The 25,723-nt window shown below is 33.4% G+C and carries 30 protein-coding genes; 7 read left to right on the forward strand and 23 right to left on the reverse strand.

Annotated features, from left to right (window positions below; genetic code table 11):
* Positions 1 to 143: 143 nt before the first annotated feature.
* From ACM55F_RS04780 to rsfS, 7 genes are all read right to left on the reverse strand, one after another.
* Positions 144 to 914 carry a superoxide dismutase gene (locus tag ACM55F_RS04780; RefSeq protein ID WP_416852595.1) on the reverse strand — a complete coding sequence of 257 codons (771 nt, stop codon included), beginning with the start codon at positions 912 to 914 and terminating at the stop codon, positions 144 to 146.
* An 8-nt stretch (positions 915 to 922) separates the two neighbouring features.
* Complete coding sequence (locus ACM55F_RS04785; protein ID WP_416852596.1) at positions 923 to 1,192, reverse strand: acyl-CoA-binding protein; 270 nt, start codon at positions 1,190 to 1,192, stop codon at positions 923 to 925.
* Positions 1,192 to 1,845: a phosphatidylserine decarboxylase family protein gene (locus ACM55F_RS04790; RefSeq protein WP_416852598.1), complete on the reverse strand. Its 654-nt coding sequence runs from the start codon at positions 1,843 to 1,845 to the stop codon at positions 1,192 to 1,194. Before ACM55F_RS04790 ends, ACM55F_RS04785 begins: the two co-directional genes overlap by 1 nt.
* Entirely contained in the window at positions 1,835 to 2,725 is an 891-nt protein-coding gene (locus ACM55F_RS04795) for a phosphatidate cytidylyltransferase (protein ID WP_416852599.1), read from the reverse strand. The genes ACM55F_RS04790 and ACM55F_RS04795 overlap by 11 nt, the downstream gene beginning before the upstream one ends.
* Before the next feature lies 1 nt (position 2,726).
* Positions 2,727 to 3,329 carry an LUD domain-containing protein gene (locus tag ACM55F_RS04800; protein ID WP_416852601.1) on the reverse strand — a complete coding sequence of 201 codons (603 nt, stop codon included), beginning with the start codon at positions 3,327 to 3,329 and terminating at the stop codon, positions 2,727 to 2,729.
* Positions 3,330 to 3,446: 117 nt separating this feature from the next.
* Positions 3,447 to 5,372, reverse strand: coding sequence for an ATP-dependent zinc metalloprotease FtsH (gene ftsH / locus ACM55F_RS04805; protein ID WP_416852602.1), 1,926 nt, complete (start codon positions 5,370 to 5,372; stop codon positions 3,447 to 3,449).
* 15 nt (positions 5,373 to 5,387) lie between these two features.
* Positions 5,388 to 5,759, reverse strand: a complete 372-nt coding sequence (rsfS, locus tag ACM55F_RS04810; RefSeq protein ID WP_039109645.1) for a ribosome silencing factor — start codon at positions 5,757 to 5,759, stop codon at positions 5,388 to 5,390.
* 94 nt (positions 5,760 to 5,853) lie between these two features.
* Between rsfS and ACM55F_RS04815 the strand changes: the two genes are divergently transcribed.
* A complete protein-coding gene (locus ACM55F_RS04815; protein ID WP_416852603.1) occupies positions 5,854 to 6,582 on the forward strand; it encodes a biotin--[acetyl-CoA-carboxylase] ligase in 729 nt (242 codons plus the stop codon).
* A 68-nt stretch (positions 6,583 to 6,650) separates the two neighbouring features.
* Here ACM55F_RS04815 and ACM55F_RS04820 read toward each other — a convergent pair whose 3' ends face one another.
* Positions 6,651 to 7,043 (reverse strand): SRPBCC family protein, encoded by a 393-nt coding sequence (locus ACM55F_RS04820; RefSeq protein WP_416852604.1) that lies wholly within the window; start codon positions 7,041 to 7,043, stop codon positions 6,651 to 6,653.
* 28 nt (positions 7,044 to 7,071) lie between these two features.
* Positions 7,072 to 7,719: an orotate phosphoribosyltransferase gene (pyrE, locus tag ACM55F_RS04825; RefSeq protein ID WP_416852605.1), complete on the reverse strand. Its 648-nt coding sequence runs from the start codon at positions 7,717 to 7,719 to the stop codon at positions 7,072 to 7,074.
* Positions 7,720 to 7,726: 7 nt separating this feature from the next.
* Between pyrE and ACM55F_RS04830 the strand changes: the two genes are divergently transcribed.
* Positions 7,727 to 8,332 carry an NUDIX hydrolase gene (locus tag ACM55F_RS04830; RefSeq protein ID WP_416852606.1) on the forward strand — a complete coding sequence of 202 codons (606 nt, stop codon included), beginning with the start codon at positions 7,727 to 7,729 and terminating at the stop codon, positions 8,330 to 8,332.
* Between the two features lie 306 nt (positions 8,333 to 8,638).
* Positions 8,639 to 9,985: a DEAD/DEAH box helicase gene (locus ACM55F_RS04835; RefSeq protein ID WP_416852607.1), complete on the forward strand. Its 1,347-nt coding sequence runs from the start codon at positions 8,639 to 8,641 to the stop codon at positions 9,983 to 9,985.
* Positions 9,986 to 10,176: 191 nt separating this feature from the next.
* On the opposite strand, the gene ACM55F_RS04840 is transcribed toward ACM55F_RS04835, so the two are convergent.
* From ACM55F_RS04840 to ACM55F_RS04855, 4 genes are all read right to left on the reverse strand, one after another.
* Positions 10,177 to 10,755: a PhnA domain-containing protein gene (locus ACM55F_RS04840; protein ID WP_039109651.1), complete on the reverse strand. Its 579-nt coding sequence runs from the start codon at positions 10,753 to 10,755 to the stop codon at positions 10,177 to 10,179.
* A 79-nt stretch (positions 10,756 to 10,834) separates the two neighbouring features.
* Positions 10,835 to 11,290, reverse strand: coding sequence for a pantetheine-phosphate adenylyltransferase (coaD, locus tag ACM55F_RS04845; RefSeq protein ID WP_416852608.1), 456 nt, complete (start codon positions 11,288 to 11,290; stop codon positions 10,835 to 10,837).
* 40 nt (positions 11,291 to 11,330) lie between these two features.
* Positions 11,331 to 12,023 carry a DUF421 domain-containing protein gene (locus ACM55F_RS04850; protein ID WP_416852609.1) on the reverse strand — a complete coding sequence of 231 codons (693 nt, stop codon included), beginning with the start codon at positions 12,021 to 12,023 and terminating at the stop codon, positions 11,331 to 11,333.
* Positions 12,024 to 12,032: 9 nt separating this feature from the next.
* The gene (locus ACM55F_RS04855; RefSeq protein ID WP_416852610.1) at positions 12,033 to 13,007 is read right to left on the reverse strand and encodes a D-alanine--D-alanine ligase; all 975 of its coding nucleotides are present in this window, start codon (positions 13,005 to 13,007) and stop codon (positions 12,033 to 12,035) included.
* Positions 13,008 to 13,369: 362 nt separating this feature from the next.
* Here ACM55F_RS04855 and ACM55F_RS04860 point away from each other — a divergent pair, with 362 nt between their 5' ends.
* The 4 genes from ACM55F_RS04860 (at position 13,370) to ACM55F_RS04875 (ending at position 17,442) form a co-directional block, all read left to right on the forward strand.
* A complete protein-coding gene (locus tag ACM55F_RS04860; protein ID WP_416852611.1) occupies positions 13,370 to 13,993 on the forward strand; it encodes a PASTA domain-containing protein in 624 nt (207 codons plus the stop codon).
* The gene (locus ACM55F_RS04865; protein WP_416852612.1) at positions 13,983 to 15,026 is read left to right on the forward strand and encodes an RluA family pseudouridine synthase; all 1,044 of its coding nucleotides are present in this window, start codon (positions 13,983 to 13,985) and stop codon (positions 15,024 to 15,026) included. Before ACM55F_RS04860 ends, ACM55F_RS04865 begins: the two co-directional genes overlap by 11 nt.
* Positions 15,027 to 15,313: 287 nt before the next feature.
* A complete protein-coding gene (locus ACM55F_RS04870) occupies positions 15,314 to 15,868 on the forward strand; it encodes a C40 family peptidase (RefSeq protein WP_416852613.1) in 555 nt (184 codons plus the stop codon).
* A gap of 545 nt (positions 15,869 to 16,413) precedes the next feature.
* Positions 16,414 to 17,442, forward strand: a complete 1,029-nt coding sequence (locus ACM55F_RS04875) for a rod shape-determining protein (RefSeq protein ID WP_416852614.1) — start codon at positions 16,414 to 16,416, stop codon at positions 17,440 to 17,442.
* A 393-nt stretch (positions 17,443 to 17,835) separates the two neighbouring features.
* Here ACM55F_RS04875 and ACM55F_RS04880 read toward each other — a convergent pair whose 3' ends face one another.
* The 10 genes from ACM55F_RS04880 to ACM55F_RS04925 form a co-directional block, all read right to left on the reverse strand.
* Positions 17,836 to 18,414: a hypothetical protein gene (locus ACM55F_RS04880; RefSeq protein ID WP_416852615.1), complete on the reverse strand. Its 579-nt coding sequence runs from the start codon at positions 18,412 to 18,414 to the stop codon at positions 17,836 to 17,838.
* 149 nt (positions 18,415 to 18,563) lie between these two features.
* Complete coding sequence (locus ACM55F_RS04885) at positions 18,564 to 19,466, reverse strand: helix-turn-helix transcriptional regulator (RefSeq protein WP_416852616.1); 903 nt, start codon at positions 19,464 to 19,466, stop codon at positions 18,564 to 18,566.
* Between the two features lie 51 nt (positions 19,467 to 19,517).
* The gene (locus tag ACM55F_RS04890; protein ID WP_416852617.1) at positions 19,518 to 20,093 is read right to left on the reverse strand and encodes a hypothetical protein; all 576 of its coding nucleotides are present in this window, start codon (positions 20,091 to 20,093) and stop codon (positions 19,518 to 19,520) included.
* A gap of 18 nt (positions 20,094 to 20,111) precedes the next feature.
* Positions 20,112 to 20,612, reverse strand: a complete 501-nt coding sequence (locus tag ACM55F_RS04895; protein WP_416852618.1) for a YqiA/YcfP family alpha/beta fold hydrolase — start codon at positions 20,610 to 20,612, stop codon at positions 20,112 to 20,114.
* A gap of 18 nt (positions 20,613 to 20,630) precedes the next feature.
* Positions 20,631 to 20,915: a hypothetical protein gene (locus ACM55F_RS04900; protein WP_416852619.1), complete on the reverse strand. Its 285-nt coding sequence runs from the start codon at positions 20,913 to 20,915 to the stop codon at positions 20,631 to 20,633.
* Between the two features lie 12 nt (positions 20,916 to 20,927).
* Positions 20,928 to 21,287 (reverse strand): hypothetical protein, encoded by a 360-nt coding sequence (locus ACM55F_RS04905; RefSeq protein ID WP_416852620.1) that lies wholly within the window; start codon positions 21,285 to 21,287, stop codon positions 20,928 to 20,930.
* Positions 21,288 to 21,297: 10 nt separating this feature from the next.
* Positions 21,298 to 22,515, reverse strand: coding sequence for a PDDEXK-like family protein (locus tag ACM55F_RS04910; RefSeq protein WP_416852621.1), 1,218 nt, complete (start codon positions 22,513 to 22,515; stop codon positions 21,298 to 21,300).
* Between the two features lie 144 nt (positions 22,516 to 22,659).
* On the reverse strand, positions 22,660 to 24,030 hold the full coding sequence (locus ACM55F_RS04915; protein ID WP_416852622.1) for a hypothetical protein: 1,371 nt from the start codon (positions 24,028 to 24,030) through the stop codon (positions 22,660 to 22,662).
* Between the two features lie 30 nt (positions 24,031 to 24,060).
* The gene (locus ACM55F_RS04920) at positions 24,061 to 24,651 is read right to left on the reverse strand and encodes a hypothetical protein (protein WP_416852623.1); all 591 of its coding nucleotides are present in this window, start codon (positions 24,649 to 24,651) and stop codon (positions 24,061 to 24,063) included.
* 134 nt (positions 24,652 to 24,785) lie between these two features.
* Positions 24,786 to 25,718: a 5' nucleotidase, NT5C type gene (locus ACM55F_RS04925; RefSeq protein ID WP_416852624.1), complete on the reverse strand. Its 933-nt coding sequence runs from the start codon at positions 25,716 to 25,718 to the stop codon at positions 24,786 to 24,788.
* Positions 25,719 to 25,723 lie beyond the last annotated feature (5 nt).

Genomic DNA, 25,723 nt, shown 5'->3' on the forward strand with positions numbered 1-25,723 from the left:
AAGCTGCCATCTTATCGTATAATTTACAATATCATTATTAGAGTTTTATTGTGATTTTGAAAAGGGTAGGATATTAAACAAAAAAAAATTCGGATATAATCATATCCGAATTTTTTTTGTTTTTAGAATTGAAAAATATAAAATTATTTTTTTATCGCAGCATCATAATTTTCAGCTACTTTTTTCCAATTGATTACGCTAAAAAAGGCATCTATGTAATTTTTTCTTCGGTATTGGTAATCTAGATAATAAGCATGTTCCCAAACATCTAAAGCCAATATTGGAGTTCCGGGAATAAGTGCATTTCGCATCAAAGGATTATCTTGATTTTGAGTACTGGTCACCTGGAGTTTTCCGGCTTTATCTACCACAAGCCATATCCAGCCAGAACCAAATTGTTTTGTAGCTTCATTTTTGAATAATGTTGCAAAGTTTTCAAATGAGCCAAAATCTGTTGTAATAGTTTCAGCTAAAATATTTTGAGGTAGTCCACCAGCTTTAGGAGCCATACATTGCCAGTATAAAGTGTGGTTGTAATAACCGCCTGCATTGTTTCTAATGTTAGCATCATTTACATCTAGTTTTGACAATATTTCTTCAATAGTTAAGTTTTCCAATACTGTACCAGCTAAGGCTCTATTCAAATTATTAGTGTATGTCAGATAATGTTTTGAATAATGCATTTCCATCGTAGTGGCCGAAATATTTGGCGCTAATGCATCGTAAGAATAAGGTAATTTTTCCAGTTGAAAAGAACCTTCATTTGCCTTTACATCATCTGGAATTCCTAAAGATATTTTTTCTTGAGCTGTTGGAAGGGGAACTTCTACAACTTCTGTGAGTTTTTTGTTGTTGCATGAGAGTAAAAGGGTTACTAATACTAAACAAGGGATACAAAAATTAAACTTTTTCATGAGTAACATTATTTTTTTACAATAGAATTGATGATTTCGATATACTGTTCTTTTGCTTCATCTGCAGTAAGATGACTTACTTGCATCCAAGCATTTATTTTGAAAGCATCTCTTAAATGGTAATTTGAGGTTTGTTTTAGATCTAAAGTTCCCAAAGTTGCCTGTTTATAAAAAGCATAAAGCCTTAGCTGAACATCTTGTGGTAAAGAGGCTTGGGTCATTTCAGAAGCTATTTCAACTGCTTCCTGAAATCTGGAATCTAAATCTTTTTCAATCATTATCCTTTTGTAGCAATAATTGTTTTTCCTCCAATTGCTTTTTGATTAAGAACTACATTTATGGGTGTTCCTAAAGGTAAAAATATATCTACTCTTGAACCAAATTTTATGAATCCGGCATCAGTTCCCTGAATGACTTGCATTCCTTCTTCGGCATAATTTACAATTCTTCGGGCTAAAGCGCCTGCAATTTGTCTGTATAGAATGGCACCAAATGTTCTGTTTTCAATGACTACTGTAGTTCTTTCGTTTTCTTCGCTTGCTTTTGGATGCCAAGCAACTAAAAATTTTCCAGGATGATATTTGCTGAATTTTACAATTCCACTTAGGCCATAACGTGTCACATGAACATTGATTGGTGACATGAAAATTGAAATTTGTAAACGTTTATCTTTGAAATACTCGCTTTCAAACACTTCTTCAATAACCACAACTTTTCCATCAACAGGAGCAAGGATGTGATTCTCATTTAAGATTACGGTCCTTTTCGGGTTTCTGAAAAATTGCAGGATGATTATTAAAAGCAATAAAGCAGCTATTTGTATTGCCATTTTGATCCAGTTGGCGTCAATGAAATAGTCCGACAATAAAAGAACAACAGCTGTAAAAATTGTTGCTAATAAAATAGATTGGGTTCCTTCTTTATGAAACATAATTTAAAATTTGATAAAATAAAAAAATAATTGGTGCTACAAATATAACACTATCTAATCGATCTAGAATGCCTCCATGGCCTGGCATTATACTTCCGCTATCTTTTACACCAGCAATGCGCTTGAATTTGGATTCAATTAGATCTCCTATAGTGCCTACAATCCCTACAATAACAGCGATAGTAGTCCAAATTAAGATGGATCTGTCACTAAATTCAGGATTTGCTCTGATGTAGTATTTTGATATTAAATAACCAGCTAAAACAGCAAAAACGATTCCACCTAAGAACCCTTCTATTGTTTTTTTAGGTGATATTTTTTCGAATAATTTGGTTCTGCCAATAGATTTTCCAACAATATAAGCAAAGGTATCGTTAGTCCATATTAAGATGAATAATCCAATTATGATTTTAGGATTATAGTCATTTATTCCAAATGAAATTTTAGTGATAAATACAAATGGCAGTATAATATACCCTAATAAATATAAGTATTTTGAGGAAGTACTTATTTTTTGAATATTATCATAAAACAAGAAAAGGATACATTTTATCGATACGACCAATGCTATAACCAATAAAACGACGTCTAATTGTTGTGTATTTATTGAAATCTCTAAATCAGTATTGAATACCTGATTGATAGTATCTGTAGTGATTTTATTGTAATGGCTAAGTAAAGTTACTATAGTATATAAAACTATTCCGAAAGCAATTGGAAATACTTTATGTATTTGAATTAAATTGCAAAATTCATAAACTGCTATAATAAGAAAGATACCAAAAAGAATAAAGAAGCTTTCCGTTGAATATAAAATAGAAGCGAGTAATAATATGATATAAATGGCTCCTGATATACCTCGTTTTAGAGTTTCATTCATTTTAAAGATCTTCTAAAAGCAATAAATATAGATTTTTGGCTGAACTTCCGTATTGTGTGAAATCTTCTTCTTTGGCTTTCTCGAAATATTTTATAGTAGTAATATTGGTAGGATAATCTCTCTCGTACTTCTTTTTTATAGCACTTAGTCCGTCGCTTTTCGTTCCTAGAATTTGGCTAGTTGTTGCAAGAACAATTATGTTTGCAGGCAATTCGTTTGGTTTGTGTTGTTTAATTTGCTTGGATGAGAATAAGATGGAACCTTCTTCAGCAATTAAATTTTCACAACTTGCAAGAAGAAACTTGGGATTAGCAGGCTTGTCATAGATAAGTTTATTGTCATCAAGCATAGTGAAAAGTTTAGCATCATAGCATAAAACTTCACTTTCAAACCAGTCGTTTTCTTCTAGTATGTTTTCAAATTGTTCTTTTACTTCTTCAGTATTTTCACAGTATAAAAATTTACCACCATTTTTTTTGAAGTTATAGATAAATTTTTCATCTATAGAGGTAGTGTTGTCAGCAAAGGATTTGCTAAATTCACTTTCTTTATCTTCCTCAGAAGCGGGATTGCTAGAACCAAAAATTTTTCTAAAAAGACTCATATTCTGTTAAACTACTTTTATTTATTATTTGAAAACGTTCAAAGATAAAAAAATCTTAATTCAAAAGAGGTTTTTGAATTAAGATTTTAAAAATAATTAAATAATAATATGTATTTTCTAAGAGACTACTTCCTCTAGATTTTTATCAAATGTTCTTTTTCCAAAAATAGCTTCCAAATCGTCTTTGAAAATAACTTCTTTTTCGATTAAAATATTTGCCAGTTGATTTAGTTTGTCTTTATTCTCCTCTAAAATATCAATAGCTCTTTGGTATTGACTTTCAATAAGTAATGAGATTTCTTCATCAATAATTTTAGCCGTTTCTTCAGAATATGGTTTTGAAAAACTGTATTCACTTTGTCCGGTTGAGTCATAATAGGTAACATTGCCTATTTTTTCATTCAAACCATAAATAGTGACCATTGCACGAGCTTGTTTAGTTACTTTTTCTAAATCGCTTAGTGCACCAGTAGAAATTCTGTTAAATGTTACTTTTTCAGCAGCTCTTCCGCCCATAGTAGCACACATTTCGTCTAGCATTTGGTCAGGACGAACAATTAATCGTTCCTCCGGTAAATACCATGCTGCACCTAGACTTTGTCCTCTAGGAACAATGGTTACTTTAATTAGCGGTGCTGCATGTTCTAGCATCCAACTTACCGTTGCGTGACCCGCTTCGTGAATAGCAATTGCTTTCTTCTCTTCTGGAGTTACAATTTTATTTTTCTTTTCAAGACCACCAACAATTCTATCAACTGCATCAAGGAAATCCTGTTTGTCAACTGCAGTTTTGTTATGTCTTGCAGCAATCAAAGCCGCTTCGTTACATACGTTGGCAATATCAGCACCAGAAAAACCAGGAGTTTGTTTTGCTAAAAAGTCAGTATCCAATCCTTCTACTTTTTTCAAAGGAGCAAGATGTACTTTGAAAATTTCAGCACGCTCCCGAATATCTGGTAGGTCAACAAAAATTTGTCTGTCAAAACGACCGGCACGCATCAAGGCTTTGTCAAGAACATCGGCTCTGTTTGTTGCCGCTAAAACAATTACATTAGAATTAGTACCAAAACCGTCCATTTCTGTCAGTAATTGGTTTAACGTATTCTCACGTTCGTCATTTCCACCAGACATATTGCTTTTTCCTCTCGCTCTACCCACTGCATCAATCTCATCAATAAAAATAATCGCTGGAGATTTTTCTTTAGCTTGTTTGAATAAATCACGAACACGAGAAGCACCCACACCTACAAACATTTCTACGAAATCAGAACCTGATAAAGAGAAAAATGGTACTTGTGCTTCGCCTGCTACAGCTTTCGCCAACAAAGTTTTCCCTGTTCCCGGAGGACCTACAAGTAAAGCTCCTTTTGGAATTTTACCTCCTAAATTAGTATATTTTTCAGGGTTTTTAAGGAATTCTACAATTTCTTGTATTTCTTCTTTTGCTCCTTCAAGACCGGCAACATCTTTGAATGTAGTTTTGATATCCGTTTTTTCATCAAAAAGCTTCGCTTTTGATTTTCCAATGTTGAAAATTTGTCCGCTACCGCCACCGCCGCCACCAGACATTTTTCTCATTATAAAAATCCAAACACCAATGATGATGATGATAGGCAATAAACTAATTAGAATGTCCGACCAATTATTTTTTGGTAAGAAGTTGAAATCTTTCAATTTACCCTCACTAACTGCTTTTTCAAGCTTAGTTTGGAATATTTGATCATTACCAATATCAAAAGAATAATGTGGACCTTTATTAGGTCTGTCAAAAATATCTTTTGCAACTTTTTTGTGAGTTGCATCTTTTAATGCCGCAGCATTTAAATATACTTCTGCTTCTGTTTTATTGTAAACAATAACCTTTTCAATTTGACCTTTTTCTAAAAAATTATTAAATTTAGAAGAAGTTAATTGCGCTGGCTCTTGAATGCTTGAACCCCCAGTTATAAAACTTATAAACAAAAAAATTAATAAAATTGCTGTATAAATTAACCAAGGACTTATTTTAAATTTATTCGAATTTGGATTATTATCTTTAGCCATTAGAAGTTTGTTTCTTTAGTATTTGTTTTCGATTGTAGTGATTTTTGCATCACCCCAAAGACTCTCAATATTGTAATATTCTCGTATGTGTTTTTGGAAAACATGAACTACAATATTAACATAATCCATAAGAACCCATTCTGCATTATCAGTTCCTTCAACATGCCAAGGTTTGTCTTTTAATTCTTTTGAAACTGTTTTTTGTATGGAGTTAACAATAGCGTTAACTTGAGTGTTTGAATTTCCGTTGCAGATGATAAAATAGTCGCAAACTGCGGTGTCTATTTCTCTTAAATCAAGAATATCGATATCATTTCCTTTTACTTCTTCTATTCCCTTAATGATGTTCGCCAATAGCACATCATTATTTATAGTCTTTTTCGCCATGAATTATTTTATATAAGTTTGTAAAGTTACCATTTTTTGTGATTATTTTTGAACCTTAACATAATATTAAATTCTGTTTCACAAAAAAACGTATATGAAAGTTATCAAACTCGATGCCATAGATTCTACAAATGAATTCCTAAAAGGGTTATCGAACAAACAGGAACAGGAAAACTTTACTGTTGTTACTGCTGAAAGCCAAACGAAAGGGAAGGGGCAAATGGGAGCTATTTGGACTTCTGAGCCTAGTAAAAACTTAATAATGAGTGTTTTGGTTAAGGATTTTTTATCGGATATTTGTCAGATATACAATCTGAATATCGTAGTCTCACTTGCGGTAATCGAAGTTTTGGAAACCCATAAGATTCCTGATCTTAGTATAAAATGGCCAAACGACATAATGTCATATAATAAAAAAATAGGTGGCATTTTGATAGAAAACAGCATCAAAAGTGACGGTACTATTATTTCTATAGTCGGTTTAGGTCTAAATGTGAATCAAACTGATTTTGAAACTTTGCCCAAAGCATCATCATTAGCGGCTATTTGTAATAAACTATTTGATAAAGAGGAGCTACTTTTTTCGATAATGGATAAAATAGAATCCAATATAGAATTATGGGGACAAAACGCTGAAATGTTATGGTCTGATTACACCAATAAATTATTTAAAAAAAGCGTGCCCATGCCTTTTTCAGACCAGAATAATCAAAATTTTATGGGAATTATCCAAGGTGTTTCCCCTGTTGGAAAGCTTCAAGTTCTTTTGGAAGATGATAGTGTTTCTGAATTTGATATTAAGGAAATTCAGATGTTGTATTAAAAAAAAGATGTTTAAAGTTGAAATGAATTCATACTCTAAACATCTTTTTTAATTAATTATGTTGTGTTTTACAATTTTACCATATTAGCAGCTAATGTTTCGATAAATTTTCCAATAGGACCTTTTATCATCATGGCCATCATAGGATTAAAATCTCCTTCAAAATCAAGTTGTACATCACTTGAATTATCAGAAACAGAACCAATATTGGCTATTAAAGTAAATGGAAGTTTATCACTGGCAGCACCCAGAACAATTTTGTTTGGTGCTACTTTTTCTTTCATTTTCAATTTTATTTCCGGCATACCTTTCAATCCAAAAATGAATGCATCGTCCCCAATAACTTCAAATTTAGCAATAGTTTCCGGCATTAATTTTTCGAAATTTTTTACATCGCTCAATAAATCAAATAATTCTTGAGCAGATTTAGGAACAGTAACTTTTGGACTTTGTAAGTTCATAGTTTAGCGGATTGTGTTTTTAAATTTTTTAAACTTCAATATTCCAAGTTGATGGACTCACGTTCCACTCTCTCAAGGTTTGCTCTTCTTCCTCAGTAATGTATTTTTTGGCAACAGCCAAATTCAATAAATTCGTATAATTACTAAGAGTAAACAAATCAATATTTGCATTTTTAAAATTCTGGTCAGCAACATCAAAACCATAGGTAAAAATGGCTGCCATTCCTTTTATGTTAGCTCCTGCTGCACGCAAAGCTTCAACAGCAAGTAAACTACTGTTTCCAGTACTAATTAAGTCTTCTACAACGACAACATTTTGTCCTTTTTGTAAAAAACCTTCTACTTGGTTTAATCTTCCGTGTTTTTTTGCTTCTGGGCGAACATACACAAATGGTAACCCTAAACTTTCGGCAACAAGCATTCCAATTCCTATTGCTCCTGTGGCAACTCCGGCAATAACATCAGGTTTGCCAAATTGTTTTTCAATATTTTTGGCAAACTCATCCCGAACATAATTTCTTATGGCTGGAAATGAGAGTATTAATCGGTTATCACAGTAAATAGGAGATTTCCATCCAGAAGCCCATGTAAAAGGATTTCCTGGATTCAATTTAATTGCATTTATTTGCAAAAGCAATTCGGCTGTTTTTTCGGCTGTATCTTTATTAAAAATCATAGTACAAATGTATAAAGTTTTTGTTAACGACAAACCACTTTTTTTGACAAATCACATCTCCAAGGAGACTGATTTTCAACTTTTTTTATTAGAAAGTATTGACATAGAGCAACTTATAGTAAAAATATTTCAAAATAAAATTCAAAAAGCCTACTTGTATCATCCTGATGAAAAGGAGATTATGAAGACTTTGAAAGCAAAAATCGCTGTAAACAAAGCGGGAGGAGGCTTAGTATACAATAAAAAAAGAGAGGTTTTATTCATTTTCAGAAACGGAAAATGGGATTTACCTAAAGGCGGAATCGAAAAAGGAGAAGAAATTGAAGCCACAGCCATGCGAGAAGTAGAGGAAGAGACTGGTGTAAATGGTCTGACAATTTCCCATAAACTTCAAAAAACCTATCATATTTTTAGACGCAATGGAAAATATAAACTGAAAATCACGCATTGGTTCGAAATGCAATCTGATTTTGAAGGTACACCTCAAGGACAATTAGAAGAAGGAATCGAAAAAGTGGCCTGGATGAATCCGGAACAAATTAAGGAAGCTTTAAAAAATTCGTATGAGAACATAAAATTATTGTTTGAAGAAGAAAAGAGTATTCATTCATAAATCAGTGCTATTGTGGGCGTGCCAACAGTAATAAAAAGGGGCTAGTCAACATTTTTATAGTGATTAGCCCCTTTTTATTACTGCTGTCAGGCTATCCGCAGCACATGGTGCTTAGCTTTTATCCTTCACGCGGTAGCAGTGTTCAGTATTCAGTTTTTAGTGTTCAATTATACTTGTGATCCAAATGTAAGAATTTGTCTTTTGAAGTATGTTTTAAATTTTTGGATTCTTCTCTATTAAACTAATCACCGACGACTGAATGCTAAAAACTGAACACTGACCACTTTTTTTAAGTACTTTTGCAAAATGAATAAGAAACACCATTCCAACAATATACTTTTAAATTTAGGCATCGAAAGCCTGAATAAAATGCAGGAAGTAGCGCAAGATGCTATCCTGAATGATAATAATGTTTTATTGCTTTCACCAACAGGTTCAGGAAAAACACTGGCTTTTTTGTTGCCGATTTTAGAAATGTTACAGTCTGAAATCCAGTCGGTTCAATGTTTAATCTTGGTTCCATCTCGTGAATTAGGTTTGCAAATTGAACAAGTTTGGAAAAAAATGGGAACCGATTATAAAGTAAATGTGTGCTACGGCGGACATTCCATTGATATCGAAATTAAGAATTTAAGCAATCCACCAGCGGTTTTGATAGGAACGCCGGGAAGAATTGCAGATCATATCGACAGAGGAACTTTTCGAGTGGATAAAATCCAAACCTTGATTCTGGATGAATTTGACAAATCATTGCAATTGGGTTTCCATGAGCAAATGTCATTTATCATTGGAAAATTAACCAAATTGAATAAACGTGTTTTGGTATCTGCAACTTCCGATATTGAGATTCCAAGATATACAAGAGTCGTAAATCCAACAATTTTGGATTTCATTCCAGAAAACGTAGAAGAAACGAATCTTTCCATGAAAATGGTTGTTTCTAAGGAGAAAGATAAAATAGGAAGTTTGTTTAATTTGATTTGTTCGTTGAAATCGCAATCGGCAATTGTTTTTTGTAACCATCGTGATGCAGCCGAACGCATTAGCGACACGTTGAACGAAAAAGGAATTTACGCCACGTATTATCATGGTGGAATGGATCAGGATGAGAGAGAACGCGCGCTAATCCAATTTCGTAACGGAAGTGTGAGTTATTTAATCACAACTGATTTAGCTGCTCGTGGACTTGATATCCCCGAAATGAATCACGTAATTCATTATCATTTGCCATCCAAAGAAGATGAATTCACCCATAGGAACGGTCGTACAGCACGTATGTTGGCTTCTGGAACGGCATATATCATTGCTCATGAAAGTGAGAAAAAGATGGATTACATCGATTATGGTATGGAAGCTTTGAAAATCGAAAATTCGACTTCATTGCCAAAACCACCTGAATTTCAAACGATTTACATCAGTGGTGGAAAGAAAAATAAACTGAATAAAATTGATATTGTAGGGTTCTTTTCCCAAAAAGGGAAATTAGAAAAAGGCGATTTAGGATTAATCGAAGTGAAAGATTTTATCTCGTTTGCAGCGGTGAAATTCAATAAAGTAAAAGATTTACTGCACGCCATTAAAGATGAAAAAATGAAAGGCAAAAAGTTTAAAATTGAAGTAGCCAGAAAAGTGATTAAGAAAGAAGAAGAGTAATTAGTGTTCAGTTTAAAAAAGTGTTCAGTGTTCAGTTTTTAGTGAGCAGTAAAAAAGTTTAACAATAAAAAAATCGTTAATAGTAAATCAAATTTACTGTTAACGATTTTTTGCTATAATGAAGTCACTGATCACTCTTTTCTCTGACCACTGAATACTTTTTATCAACTTCAGGTACTGACCACTGAATACTATATTTTCTTAACGTATTGTGTAATGATTACAATCTGTTGACCATCAACTTTTCCTTCAATATATTCCGCATTTTCGTGGTCTAGTCGAATGTTACGAACTGCAGTTCCTTGTTTAGCAACCATACTAGAACCTTTTACTTTCAAATCTTTGATTAAAACAACTGAATCGCCATGTTCTAAGATTACTCCGTTGCTATCACGGTGAATCACTTTATTTTCATCATCTTCACCTTCACCTGTAGCTTGAGCCCAAGCCAAAGTATCTTCGTCTAAATACATTTGGTCCAATAATTCTTGAGGCCAACCTGCCGAACGAAGACGACTTAACATTCTCCATGCAACCACTTGTACTGGAATATGTTCACTCCACATGCTATCATTTAAACATCTCCAATGGTTTAAATCTACATTATCCGGGTTTTCAATTTGATCAATACAGGTACTACAAGCTAAAATACTTTCGTCAATTCCACCTTTTTTGGTAGGCAATACTTGATATACTTTTAAGTTTTCAGTGGCACCACAAAGTTCACATTTAGATCCGCTGCGTTTATTTAATTCTCTTTCTATACTCATGTCTAATGGCTTTTATTTTTGGCAAAAATACGGCTAAATAGCGCTTTTTACAAATTTATATCTTTTGTTTCCGTAAGTACTATTTAACTCGAACTGCATCCGGAACCAACATTTCATATTGTCCCCCATTGCGGATTACATCTCTCACAATGCTTGAACTGATATATGAAGTTCTTGCCGCAGTCAATAAAAAGACAGTTTCTATTTTTGATAAACGGCGATTGGTGTGTGCAATTGCTTTTTCAAATTCGAAATCTGCAGGATTGCGTAAACCACGGAGGATAAAATCAGCTTTTATTTTATGACACAAATCAATCGTCAAACCTTCATAGGTTATTACTGAAACTTTAGGTTCGTTTTTGAATGTTTCTTCGATAAATCGTTTTCTTTCTTCAAGTGAAAACATGTATTTTTTTTCGGCATTCACACCAATAGCAATTACAATTTCATCAAATAGAGGAATACTTCTTTTGATAATATCTTCATGGCCTAATGTGATGGGATCAAAAGAACCCGGGAATATGGCTTTTCTCATTTTATAAGATATAATTAAATTGAACTTATGTTTTGTTCAATTATGTTTTTCGAAGTGTTTTTATAGCTTCGACCCATTCGGATTTTTCACAAACTCTGCACTCCGCATTTCCTTGTTTGTGGCTTTCAGTATTTCCGCAAAAGGTACAGGAATAGATACCTTCTGTTGGAATCGTTTTATTTTTTTGTTTAAATAAAAAAGGCAGAATTGGCAATCCTGGTTGAACTTCATGGTCTTCATAATAGAAAACACTAATTTCGCCACTGGTTTCCATAAAGGCATTTTTCACCTGTCCTAAATGCTCTACCGATTTCAATCGGAGTTCCGAAAAAAATTCATCTTGTGCCAAACTTTCCTTTTTGAAAGTAGCAATTGAAAATTTCCCTTCGCTGATAATACATTCGGTTTTGCCTTCTATAAACTCTTCAAAACGTTTACTTTTTCCAGTCAGCCAAGTTACTAATCGGTATAAAAGGATAATGACCAGAAATACGGTTATGGGTGGGATTATTCCAACTTCTTCATAAAACATGGGATCTCCCGCTGCTGATCCTAAAGCAATAATGATGACTGTTTCAAAAACAGATAATTGCTTCACGCCACGTTTTCCAGCTACTTTTAATGTCAACAATAAAACTGTAAACATTATGGTAGAACGGAAAATGACTTCTAAAAGAAAGGATTCTGGTAAATCATTGTATAATAATCGGTTCCATTCAAAGATTTCGGTCATAATGGGAAGTTAGTTATTTAAAGCCAATTCTATTGCATTTGTAAACAAATCTTCCAATGAAATTCCGGCGGCTTTCGCTTGTTGCGGAATCAAACTTTCCGTTGTTAATCCAGGAATAGTGTTCATTTCCAACATGTGCGGTTCTCCGTTTACCAATATAAATTCGCTTCTGGAGAAACCTTTCATTTTGAGGACTTCGTATGCGCGTTTGGCTATTTCGCTCACTTTTTGGGTCATTTCATCTGAGATTCTTGCGGGTGTGATTTCCTGTGATTTCCCCAAATATTTAGCTTCATAATCGAAGAAATCATTGTCAGAAACAATTTCAGTAATTGGTAAAACGGTTACTTTTCCTTTGTAATTGATGACTCCTACAGAAACTTCGGTGCCGTCAAGAAAACTTTCAATGATGATTTCATTGTCTTCTTTGTAAGCGACTTCTATTGCGATTGGCAATTCATCGATGGTTTTTACTTTGGAAATTCCAAAACTGGAACCTGCTTTATTTGGTTTTACAAAACAAGGCAGACCAACTTTAGCTACAATTTCGTCAGTATTTATAGCATCACCTTTGTTTAGATAATAGGAAGTGGCGGTTTTTATTCCGTATGGTTTTAAAACAGATAATAAATCGCGTTTGTTGAACGTTAATGCTGCTTGGTAATAATCGCAGGAAGTTTGCGGAATATGTAATAATTCGAAATACGCCTGCATTAATCCGTCTTCGCCGGGAGTTCCGTGAATGGCATTGAAAACGCAGTCGAAAGTGATTTTGTTACCATCAACAGTTACTGAAAAATCATTTTTATCGATAGGGAATTCGGCGTCATTAGCATCAACATAGACCCATTTTTCTTTCAAAATATGGATTCGGAATCCGTTGTATTTCGTTTTGTCCAGAAATTGATATACGACGTTTCCGCTAATCAATGAGATTTTGTACTCGCTGGAATATCCGCCCATGATGATGGCAATGTTTTTCATTTTTTGTTTGTTTGATTACTGTCATATTCTATTATAGAAAATCCACCCCGCCTTTCAGGCACCCCTCCAGAGGAGGGGAAGTCGTACGCATTCATATTCCCCTCTTTTGGAGGGGTGCCCATCGGGCGGGGTGGTTTTTCAGGTGTTGTAATGGGAAAGGTTTCTTTTGAAAACGAATTCCCTAGCCCCGATAGCAGTGGAAATCCTTTTTATTTTTCCTTTAAAAATAAAAAGATTGCAACGAATAGCGGGAAATAGCTCCTTCATTAAACAATGCTCGGAAGGACAAATACTATTAAACAAAATTATCATTTTTTTTGAAACGAAATAGCTTTATCTTTGCCACATATAAAAAAAAATTTATGAGTTTGCGTAAGTATCTTACTAGTCGTGTTTTTTTAGTACAAGTATTAATTGCGATTGCCATTATTGCCGCTTTGGGCTATTTGTTTATGCATTGGTTGACTTTTACAACAGATCATGGCCATGAAATTGCTGTTCCAAATTTGAGTAAATTGACTGAAGAGCAAGTGGAAGAAAAGCTGGATGAGTTGGATTTAGATTACGTGCTTTTGGATAGCGTGGATTATAGAAGTGATTTTCCTCAATTTAGTGTGGTGGAGCAAGATCCATCGCCGGGAACAAAAGTAAAAGTGGGTAGAAAAGTATATATAAAAATAAATGCTTCGGGATTTTCGTCTGTGCGAATTCCTGATTTGATTGAAAAAACGTATCGTGAAGCGGTGCCTACATTGAAAGCGTTAGGGCTTGAAGAAGGAACTGTTACTTATGTTCCAAATCTTGGAAAAGACATGGTTCTGGAAATGCGTTTCAAAGGAAGAAACCTGAAAGTAGGGGACAGAGTCTTGAAATCATCCAAAATTGATTTGGTTTTAGGAGACGGAAAAATGAGTTATGAAGAAGAGGAAAGTGCTACAGATAGTCTGGTAACACCAATAGAAGAAATACCAGTTGATGAACAATAATATTGATACAATAGATTTAGAAGAGGAGTTATTTGAACATTTCAGATTTGAAGTTCCTAAAGGGCAAGCGCCTTTGCGAATTGATAAATATTTGATGGGTTTGATTCAAAATGCAACTCGGAATAAAATACAAACCGCTGCAACTGAAGGGAATATTTTTGTAAACGACGCCACTGTGAAGTCGAATTACAAAGTGAAAGCCAATGATGTGGTTCGCGTTATGCTTACCCATCCTCCTTATGAAAACCATATTAATCCGGAGAATATTCCGCTTGACATCGTTTACGAAGATGATGCGTTGTTATTGATAAACAAATTGCCAGGAATGGTGGTGCATCCCGGTCACGGGAATTATACGGGGACTTTGGTGCATGCTTTGGCGTATCATTTTGATAATTTGCCTATGAACAGCAGCGAACGTCCAGGATTGGTGCATAGAATTGATAAAGATACTTCGGGTTTATTGGTTATTGCCAAAACTGAAGCGGCTATGACGCATCTTGCCAAGCAATTTGAAGCCAAAACTTCCGAAAGAGAATATGTTGCTTTGGTTTGGGGAAATGTGGTTGAAGAGCAAGGAACGATTGAAGGAAACTTAGCGCGTCATCTGAAAGACCGTATGCAAATGGCAGTTTTTGCTGATCCGGAAATAGGGAAACCTGCCGTGACGCATTATAAAGTTTTAGAGCGTTTTGGTTACGTGACGTTGATTTCGTGCCAACTGGAAACAGGAAGAACGCACCAGATTAGAGCGCATTTAAAACACATAGGACATCCTTTATTTAATGACGAGCGTTATGGTGGTCATTTGATTCTGAAAGGAACTACGTTTACCAAATACAAGCAATTTATAGAAAACTGTTTCAAAGCATTGCCAAGGCAGGCTTTACATGCCAAGACTTTGGGCTTTGTACATCCTACAACAGGAGAGATGATGCGTTTTGATACGGAACTCCCGCAGGATTTTCAGGATTGTATCGAGAAATGGAGAGGATATTCAAAATCCCATAGTACGGAGGAAGAAGAAGATTAAAATATGAAAAGCCCCGGATTGGGGCTTTTTTGCGGGATGTAATTTGTATTGCTTGTGCTAAAGGACACGGCAAAGATTTCTACACTATCGGTTTGTTGGTATGTTTATTGTATGTATTTGAGTATCTGGTATTTTTGCTCGATTTCACTTCAAATCATATAATTTAGTTAGTTTTGTAAATTTTAAGTTAGATGGCATTCCTTAATCTTACTTATTCAATTATGAAATACAGAATATAGCCATACCCATTATATAAGATTAAAGTGTGCTAATTTAATTTTTTTAATATGACATCTAAAAAGATATATATCTTAAAATTTTCAACATTCATTGGTTTATCGCTACTTGTTTTATGCAGCGTTGCGTATGGTTCATCGAGAGCAGGTACGTTTTTGCCTCAAAGGAATGAAACTATTGTCAAAGACACACGGATACATCAAATTGAAAGTAATATTTCCTTGGGCGAAAAGATTGTGAGTTTTGGAATGGGATTGTTAGGAACACCTTATGTTGTAGCCGGTTCTGGCAAGGATGGGTTTGACTGTTCGGGATTTGTTTCCTTTGTTTTCAATCATTTTAAAATTCAGGTTCCACGCAGTTCTTCACAGTTTAAGAATTTTGGCAAAGAAATCCCGATTGCCAGTGTGAAAAAGGGAGATATTCTGTTGTTTTTGAGTCCTACCAGAAATGTTATTGGCCATTTGGGTATAGTGACAAATCCAAAAGGAATGGAAAGTGATTTTATCCACTCCTCTTCAGGTCGTGAAATGAAAGTGATTATTACAAGTTTAAAAAAGCCGGGCTATACTCGTAGATTCGTAAAAGCAATACGTGTTTTGTAATTTAATCATGTAAGAAAATAGTACTCAAAATTCTGATTTATTTGTTTGTATTACTTGTGTTTGTGGAGAATATGTGGGGAAATAATTTCATAAAAAAAATGGTAAACGCTTATTTAATAGTTATTTACCGTTTTTAATTTGTGACCCTGCCGGGACAATTTTCGAACCTTTTTTTAGCTGATTTGATAAAATTGAGTGGAACGGACTATTGAATTTAGGAATGTGAGGCTTGTAATTTATTATGATTCGAATCTCTAAAGCATATGGAATGAATATATTTCGGAGACTCTAATGAGAACTGAATAATGGTTTCGGTTTTTACGTCATCTCTGTACAAATAGGTTATATCTGACAAGGAAGAGCAAGTTGAAAAGTGCTTCATCTGTCAGACATCCTTCAGAGTGCAATTTTTACGGACTGAGCATACTTGAATAGTACACTACTTTGGGCTTTTGCCTGAGGTTTCATCCATCTTCTTCGGGGAATTTTCATCTTTATAGAGAATAAAACAGCAACAATAACGTTTTTAAAAACAAAACTATATTATGGGCTTATTTGATTTTATGATAGTGGAAATAGCTATGGATTTAGGAACAGCAAATACTTTAATAATTTATGACGGAAAAATAGTGGTGGATAGTCCTTCTATGGTAGCCAGGGATATTAGAAATGGGAAAATTATTGCTGTGGGTAAAGAGGCCAGTTTAATGCAGGGTAAGACACACGAGAATATTAAAACAATCCGGCCACTTAAAGATGGGGTTATTGCAGATTTTGATGCCTCAGAGAAAATGATCAGCTGGTTTATAAAAAATATACCTGAATTAAAGAAAAATTTTTTCACTCCCGCACTGCGAATGGTTGTATGTATTCCCAGTGGTATTACCGAGGTAGAAATGAGAGCCGTAAAGGAGTCCTGCGAGCGGGTAAACGGGAAAGAAGTGTATTTAATTCATGAGCCTATGGCTGCTGCTATTGGAATGGGTTTAGATGTGATGGAGCCCAAGGGAATTATCATCGTTGATATTGGAGGAGGGACTACGGAAATTGCGGTTATTGCCCTCGGAGGAATAGTTTGTGACAAATCCATAAAAATTGCTGGGGATGTTTTTACCAATGATATATTGTTTTATATGAGAACGCAGCATAATTTGTATGTTGGAGACGCTTCTGCTGAGAGAATAAAAATTGATGTTGGCGCTGCCATGGAAGAACTTGAGGATGCTCCTGATGATATAACGGTTCGTGGAAGGGATTTGCTTACCGGAAAACCTAAGGAGATCAGGGTTACCTTTAGGGAAATTGCAAGAGCTTTAGATAAATCAATACAGAGAATTGAAGACGCTATTATGGTAACGCTTTCACTGACACCACCAGAACTGGCTGCTGACATTTATAATACGGGCTTGTATCTCGCAGGGGGAGGGGCAATGTTGCGCGGTCTTGATAAAAGGATTTCGCAGAAGACGGATTTGCCGGTTTATATTGCAGAAGATCCTTTAAAAGCCGTGGTTAGAGGTACAGGTATTGTCTTAAAAGATATACCTAAATATAAAAGAGTACTGATAAAATAAGTTCGTTATTGCATCCGTACAATTGAGCTTTTTTAGGACTGATCCGCTTTTGCACCTGATCCAACAAAAGGCTGTTGAATATACTGAAAAAGACATAAAAAAATCCCATTTCGTAAGAAATGGGATTTTAGTTTTGTGACCTTGACGGGACAATTTTCGAACCATTTTTTAGATGATTTGAGAAAATTGAGTAGAGTGAATTATTGAATTAGGAATGTTAGACTTTAAATTATTATAATTCGAATACCTTATTGACCACTATTTATTAATAGCGATACCGGTATTGTGGCTGTGTCGTGTCTGTTGCCATACAAAAAGTAGAACGTGTAAAAAGCTAGCGAATATGCTTTTGATATATTGTCCGTGATGGTTTACGTAATGATGTTTTGTTGTTTATAGGATTTCAAAACTATTTTGGTAAATAAGCAAAGTTTCCTTTTTTCTAAAGCGGAAGATTTTATTTTGATACGTAGGTTGTTGTAATAATTGTTTATCGTTGAATTGCAACAAATTGAATTGCAACAAATTGAATTGTAAATTATCAATATTAAATTTATCCAGTTTTATTTCATAGCTAGCAACAAACCCAATAGCTTTTTGTTCTACATAAATTCCGGGACTGTAATCTTCTATAATTTCAGTTTTATGAATATTATACAATGGAAAAAGCAATAGCTCTTGGACTAAATCTTTGATGTGAAGTTTTTTGATTTTTTTGCCATCTACTAATATTTCGATTTGATTTTTAGAAGAGTTAAGCAATCCAGTAATTTTGTTACCCGGTAAATGCTCAACTGATGGAATGGAAGGTATTTTAAGATTGTAATAGAAAAATGGATCCAATAAGGCTTTAATTAATGGAACTTTCATTCTAGCCGCTACTTTTAAGCATTCGTTTAAAACATCCTCACTGCACTCGAATTTTTTTAGTGTCCAACTTTCCCCGTGAAGATTGATTTTGAGGTTTTGCATTGAAAATATATTTTGAGATAAAAAGGCTTTTTAAAACTGAACCTAGTAGTTACGCTATTCTATGACGGACAAACCACCATCAATTATTATTGGAGGAGTAAGTTCCATTTCCTTGCCTGATTTTGTTTCCGTCATTGTTGTAAATCACTTTATTTATACCGTTTTAATGTTGCTTCCAGCATTTCAATCATTTTGTTTTTTAGACTTTCCGGTTCCAGGACTTTTACTTCCTGACCAATGGAAAGTAATTCCATAATAAAATCGTAGGTTGGACTCATAAATAATTCAATGACGCATTCTTTTTCGTTTTCAGACACTATTTTTTGAGAATGGTGTAATGGTAGAGATTTTATGTAATCGGCTTGATCGTGTGATAACCAAAGCTTAATTTTCTCCGGTTTTGTTCCGTCAGTGATGATTCCAAAAGAATATTTGAATTTTTCTGCTGGATTGAAATTTTTTGGATGCTCAAATTTTTTCCGGCTTATATCTAAGTTAGAGATTCGGTCTAGTCCAAATGTCTTGAAAACACCCTCTTTTGAATCTTGAGCTATTAAATACCAACGGTTTCGAGCTTCCTTTAAAGCTAAAGGATAAACAGTACGTGTTTTCTTTTCATTATTCGCTTTCCAAAATTTCTCGTGGGTAAATTGTATTTCAAATTTATTTTTTATGGCGTGCAATAAACCGTGCATGTTTTCGGTTCCAAGCACTTTTCTCTTTTCAATAATTATATGATTGGAAACAGAGTCCGAAATACTTAAAGCATTGAATATCTGAAATGATTCAATAATTCTATCGGTTTTTACTTCATCGGCATCAGATACTATTTCATAAACATTTTGAGAACGATTGTATTCTATTTCTATTTTATAGATGTCTCGAATTTCATTCACATCACGTTCATAAGTACGCTTTGAAATCACATAATTTTCCTCTTCATCTATGGAATGTTTTTCCAAATAATCTTGTAAATCTTTAAAGGAGCACGGATTGGATCGTAACTTATTGATAATTAAATGATGCCGTTTGATGAATTGTTTTTTTGACATTGGGTGTGATTTTAAAAGAAATCGGATGATTTCGTGATTCGATATTTTGATTTATTCAAACGTTTTTCTAAATAAACTCTCAATGGCCTTGATCCCTTTTTCATTAATACTTCGAGACCCTATACCAGCAAAATTGACAGTTGTTATTTTAGGGATTTCAGACAACAAACTGAATTTTTTATCTGAATAATCCCAGCAGAACCATTGGTTTAATTCCTGTTCAAACACAAAGACTTCCTTATGGTTATCTATCGCCATTTGGACAGTAACCCCTGTGCCTCCTTTAACGAATTGTTTGTTTTCTATTTGGATAAAAGTACTTATTGCAAATATTTGCTCTGCATTTTTTACCTGGAACCAGCAACGAGCATAGAGTTTTAAATATGGGTTTAATCGATATTTTCTTAAGGTCTTGTTGGCTGTGTTTACGTGGGCGACACCTTCAAGATATTCCTTTTCGCTTAATTCATATTTGTTTACACTAGTATGATAAGCTGTTTGATAACTATAAGCAATTGTTTGAATGTTATAGAGGGTACTGATTTCTTCAAAATAAGTGTCAGCACCCTCTGCACCACCAGAATGGCATCGGATGTTGTTCTTGAAATTGCAATTTTTTAAATTCATTTTTTAAAATTGAACTATTTAATAACAAAGTGCTTTAAAAAATGCTTTTGTTTCCTCTTCAAAAACATCAACTGGTATTTGATGTCCTAGATCACTTTTTATCGTAATCGCATAATCTGTTTTAGCAGCAACATTTTGTGCAAAAAAATCCATGTTGTCTTTTGCTTTAATAACAGTATCCTGACCGCCTAATACAATTCGCATATATAAGGATTGATTTATTGGGATGCTTACTGGTACTATTTGTTCGATAGTATTCCTATAAGGTAATGCTGGATTGAATAGTAAGGCACAAATGCTTAAACTATTGGCTAAATGATAGCCTGCAAAACCGCCCATGCTGCTGCCTATTATGGCATTGATATCCTGCGTTTGATACGCATCATATAAATGCTGTATCATATTGGGATTCGATTTATAATCTAATTCCGGCGCAATAACATTACCGTATTTTTCGAGAATTACTCTTTTTTCGGGACTTAATTTACTTTCAAGTCCGTGGAGGAAAAGTATGTTCATAGTAACTTTATTTACAAATTAGTGCGTTCCGTCATGAATGGAATAGCCATGATAAAATCCTGCTACAAATGATTCTTTATCATAAGCCCAAATATTTAGATCTTTTTCGTCTTTACAAGTGTTTTGTCCAATTGCTTTTCCGATAAAATCGCCAATGTCAGTTAAGTCCTTAGTTCCTTTATAACGACTTTCATTAGCCATCTTTTTGTATTCCTTTGTGATTTCAATAATGTCATCACAAATTTTATTGAACAAATCATGTTGTTCTTCGGGTTCTAGTTCCTGGTATTTTATTTTTTTCATTGCGTTCTGTTTTTAGATAATTGAAAGAAGTCCCATCAATTGGTCTTTTGTTAAATTACCATCAATATAATATTTCACACTTCCGTATTTTTTGTCTTTTATTTCGCTCCCATCAATGTAATAGATTAAAGTGCCGTGTTTTTTATCTCGCACTTCATTGTTTTCAACATGATAATGTATTTTCCCATGTTTACTATCTCTGGTGATGTCTGAATTATTAAAATAAAATTTCACATGTCCATTCCTACTTTTTTCACGCACTTCATTCCCATCGATATAAAATAGAGTGTTTCCGTATTTTTTATCTTTAATTTCGTTTCCATCTAAATAGAATGCTACTTTTCCGTATTTTTTGTCTTTGATTTCTGGCATAATTTCTAATTTATTTGATGGTAATTAAAGTTTCTTCAATGTTTTCACAATATAAAATAAGATCTTGGAGTAGTCCTTGAATAAATTTAGAAACTTCAATTAGTTTTATTTCTCTTTTATCAAGGATTTCTTTTACATCTTTTACATCATTTATTTTTAAAGGAAAATCATCTGCATAAATTATTGATGTTCTACCGGGTTTGAAATTTTTCAAAGACGAGTTTTCTAAACTTTGAATTGTCGCGCCATTGATGCTTAAATCCTTAGCAGTTATTCCGTAAAAAATTTGATTATTATCTATTCTTAGATAGATATATACTTGACTGGTTTCACTTTTAGAAATTAGAAAATTAAATTTTTTGCCATGCATTTGCTCACCCTCAAAATTAATTTTAATTCCTACGTTAATTGGATTCTCTCCAATCTTTTTAAAAACATCTCGTAAGAAAGTGTCTACTATTTCTTTCTTTGTAGAATCAAAATTGTTTGCAATTTGTGAAGCTTCTAAAAAGTTATTTTTTATTAAATCTGATATTTCCATCTTTAATTCGTTGTTTATTGTTTGATGAGTTAGTTTCTTCAAAAGATTACTATATTGCTTCAACATTTCACGAAGCATTGGCTGCTGAATAGCTTCTTTATGACATTTATCGATCCAACTTAGAATTTTATCTTTATAACAAATCAGTATTATATCTTCGATATTAATATTGATTTCTGTATCTAAATGACAATAACTTTCTTTAGATGGTTTTTTTCCGTCTAAAGTCAAATAAATAAGTTTACAGTTTTTATAATGATTTTTGTATCGCAATAATTGCCCTTTTTGATCCGGTGCATAAATTTTATTTTCGATAACTACTTCTATCTCATTTTTTTCATCTTTAATCACAATATCAATGTATCCGCCTATGGTATAATCTTTATTTATTATCCCAATATGTTCTTCAACAATTACTTTTGCATTATCAAAATCAAAATTTTCTATACTTTTCAATTCTTCAATTTCTTCAAAAAAATATTTCAAAAAAACACTTCCTTGAGAATGAGACCCTTTTGGGTTTAGTAATTCTGCTATAATTCGGGAATGTGTTTTTACTTCGTCACTTTCCATTCCCATTACTGAGAAAATATTGAAGTTTTCACCAGTTGATTTTGCAAGCTTTTCATAGCTTTTTAATAAACCACCAACTTGGGTTAATAAATTTTTAGCCTTTTCCGTATTCATTTTTAAAATTATATATTATTTATATTGATTTCAATTCTCACAGCGAAACCAATTTGGACTAATTTGAATGTGAGTTTATAAAAATACATTAATTCAAATGAGTTTTTTATCAATTATGTTGATTAATTCTAACAATCGTAGCATTTAAAGTCCCAATATACTTAATGACGCATTGTAGTATAAGTCAAAATCTTCATGCCTTTCTTCATTTTTAAAATTTGGATAAAAACCAAAATCACCATAATGCTCATTCATAATAATTCCTCGCATTGATGTTCTTATAGGTGCTGCCGATTTAACCGCTTTAATCCAAGCATTTATATTAGTTTGTGACATGTTTCTACCTTGCATCCTATGTAAAGTATAATACTTTTTAAGTATGGCTATATGCGCAGGCATTTGATTTATGATGCTTCCATATTTAGTATATAAAGAATTGTATATTGTTATGAATTCTGGAATGTCCTGCAGATTGTAACTGGAAAGTTTGATAGCTCCGGTTTTAATTTTCAGCATATAAGATTCCCGCTCTTTATCATAATATACGGTACCGTATTTACTTAGTTCTTTCCTTGATTCTTGTTTTTCTGACATCAATTTCTTTTGGGATTCAATATTGGATAGTAATTCCGGATTATCCGAAAAGTACTTTTTACCAGTAGTAACATTTGTAAATATTTCGGAACCTAAGGCTTTTGGCTTATCAAAGTCTGGTTTTATTAAGGAAACCTCTATTATTTCATTATTTGTATGACCTTCCGAATCGTATAAAATAGCATATTTCGAATCCGAAACCTCAAAATCACCAACAAGTTCTGAATCTTGTACTATTGTAGTTTCATTCAATAGTAAACATTTCTTCACTATTGTATTGCTACTTGGCAGTCTTTTCTTTTCAAATTGATTTACACTTAATACTTTTCTTTCATAGTCTAGATATCTATCAACCTCCCATGCTTTTGTAGGCTCTTCTAACTTATTAATTGCTTTGCAATACCACAAGCATCTTTCAATTGGAGTTTCATAATTTGTTTCGTCTAAGAAGGATCTTGTTTTTTGTGGTTTTTTACCATTAGGAGAAAGTATTATGAGCTCATTATTCGTTCTCCCATAGCGATCGTGATAATAAATTTTATTTTTCAAGATTAAATTCTGTGCTTCATCAATCAGTGGTTTTGTTGTTTCATAATTCTCTTTCGACTTACTATATGATTCCAGGTTATTTATAATTGTTGTAATATCAGCATTGAATTTCTCATTTACTTTCTTGACTTTTAGCCATTGATCATAATCTCTTTTATATCGATTCATCTCCCGGACTAACTCTTTGTATTCTCCAGTTTCAATCAATGTATCTTTGTAAATTGGAATATCTATGCTTTTTTCTTCTATTATTTTAAGGGAGTTGGTTAGCTTGTTGCTTAATACATCTTCAGCGCTTAAACTAATTAATTTTTGTTGTGAATACCCGGAAAGGCTTAATAATGCTGCGAGAAATAGGATTGTTTTTTTCATTTTTTATACTATAATTTTTTGTTTATTTTTTTAAATCCAGTTTGCCCAATCTTCTTGGGTGAGATAAGGAACTTTATTCATGTCGCAAACATCCATTGTATGCCCAGTTCCACCCGTTTTTGGATTGACTAAATCATCATAAAAGAAAGCAAAATTTGCGGGAGGAACACCCGAATTGGTCCCCGTAACTTTGACCGTGTCGCGGATGATATAAGCTGCTTTGATAGAAAATCTATCTTTTACACCGCCAACATATTTGTCTATCAGCGATTTCGTTTTTTTGTTGCTTTTGGATTGATACACGACTTCGGGTTCGTTTACCAAATCAATTTGATCTAATGAAATGGTTTCGTAAGCATTGTTTTGCTTTTCACGATGTTTGTCATAGGGCGTAATCACTTGCAATTGTTCCGGCGCGACTTGTAATACACCTTGTGAAAAGTAAAAATCGGCACCATCGGCATTGCCACTTCTAAAAGTCGCCAAAGGCAAGTGGGTTGCTAAAAGGTTTCCCAATAGAATTAATTTTTCTTTATCCGATTCTAAAACGTTTCGCTTACCTTCAAGAAGAATAATAGTATTTTTTGAATTAAATTGGGCTGTAAATTGGGCTAATGTCATAAGTAGTTTTTTTTAAAGTAGTCAAAGATATAAATCCATAACGCCAAAGAATGTCGTTACTATTTGCATTGTGCGACTTTTTCTAAATAATTTAAAATTACCTCACAATTTGGAAATTCATCCTTTACAAAATGTTAGCGGAAAGTTGAGAACTGATCCAAAAGACTATTTATCTTATCCTTACCTACTGGGTTCATAGAGTGACAATAGAATTTAGGGCAATCAAAATTGTTGTCTAAACAATAATCAACTAACCATTTAGCACATTCATAACCTGTTTTTTCAGTATACATCTGTGCATCTTGCCATTCTTTTGATTTTTCATCATCAGTAGATAAATGAGATGATGTGTAATGTATATCTGCCAAATCGTGGTCAAAAGAAATAAAAGCAGGCAAACCATTTGTGGTAATCCATTCAACAAACTCATTATAGTTTTTTACAATTTCCCATTTTTTTTGTAAAAACATAATTTGTTGCGTGTACTCATAAGCATCATTCGGATGACGAATGTCATCCAAAAAAAGAAACCTACCGCTTACAATATTTTTGCAATATTGCGGGGCTTGGTTTGAGTCTTCTGCATTATTTTGCAAATATTTTAATGTTACCTCCCAATTTGGAAATTCATCAGTTCCAAAATGAATGTGCACTCCTTTAAATTCTCCCGCTCCATTTCGGATTCTGTCATATACAAGATAATCGCCAATATTCAAATCTTTTCGATGGGTAAGTATCAATTTCTTTTTACCCAATTTGCCAAAATGTTTTTCAATCCAAATTCTTTTTCCTGTAAATGAGTGAGGCACATCCCACATGGGCGTAGATAAAAAATAGACTTCGTATAACTCAAACAATTTGTGAACATCCTCAATTGCACCATTATAAGGAAGTAAATTGTGAAAGAAGTCAGGAATAGTTTCACAGATATAATCAATTTTGGCATCTCTTTTTTTAACATCTTGGTATTCCTCCGAAGTATTTAAATCCTTGCAATAAAGCAATATGCTTTCATCAAAATCGGCAATTACCCCATCCATATCGATATAAAGAATTTTCTTTTTCATATTCG

This window comes from Flavobacterium melibiosi (assembly GCF_048158545.1).
Lineage (GTDB): Bacteria > Bacteroidota > Bacteroidia > Flavobacteriales > Flavobacteriaceae > Flavobacterium > Flavobacterium melibiosi.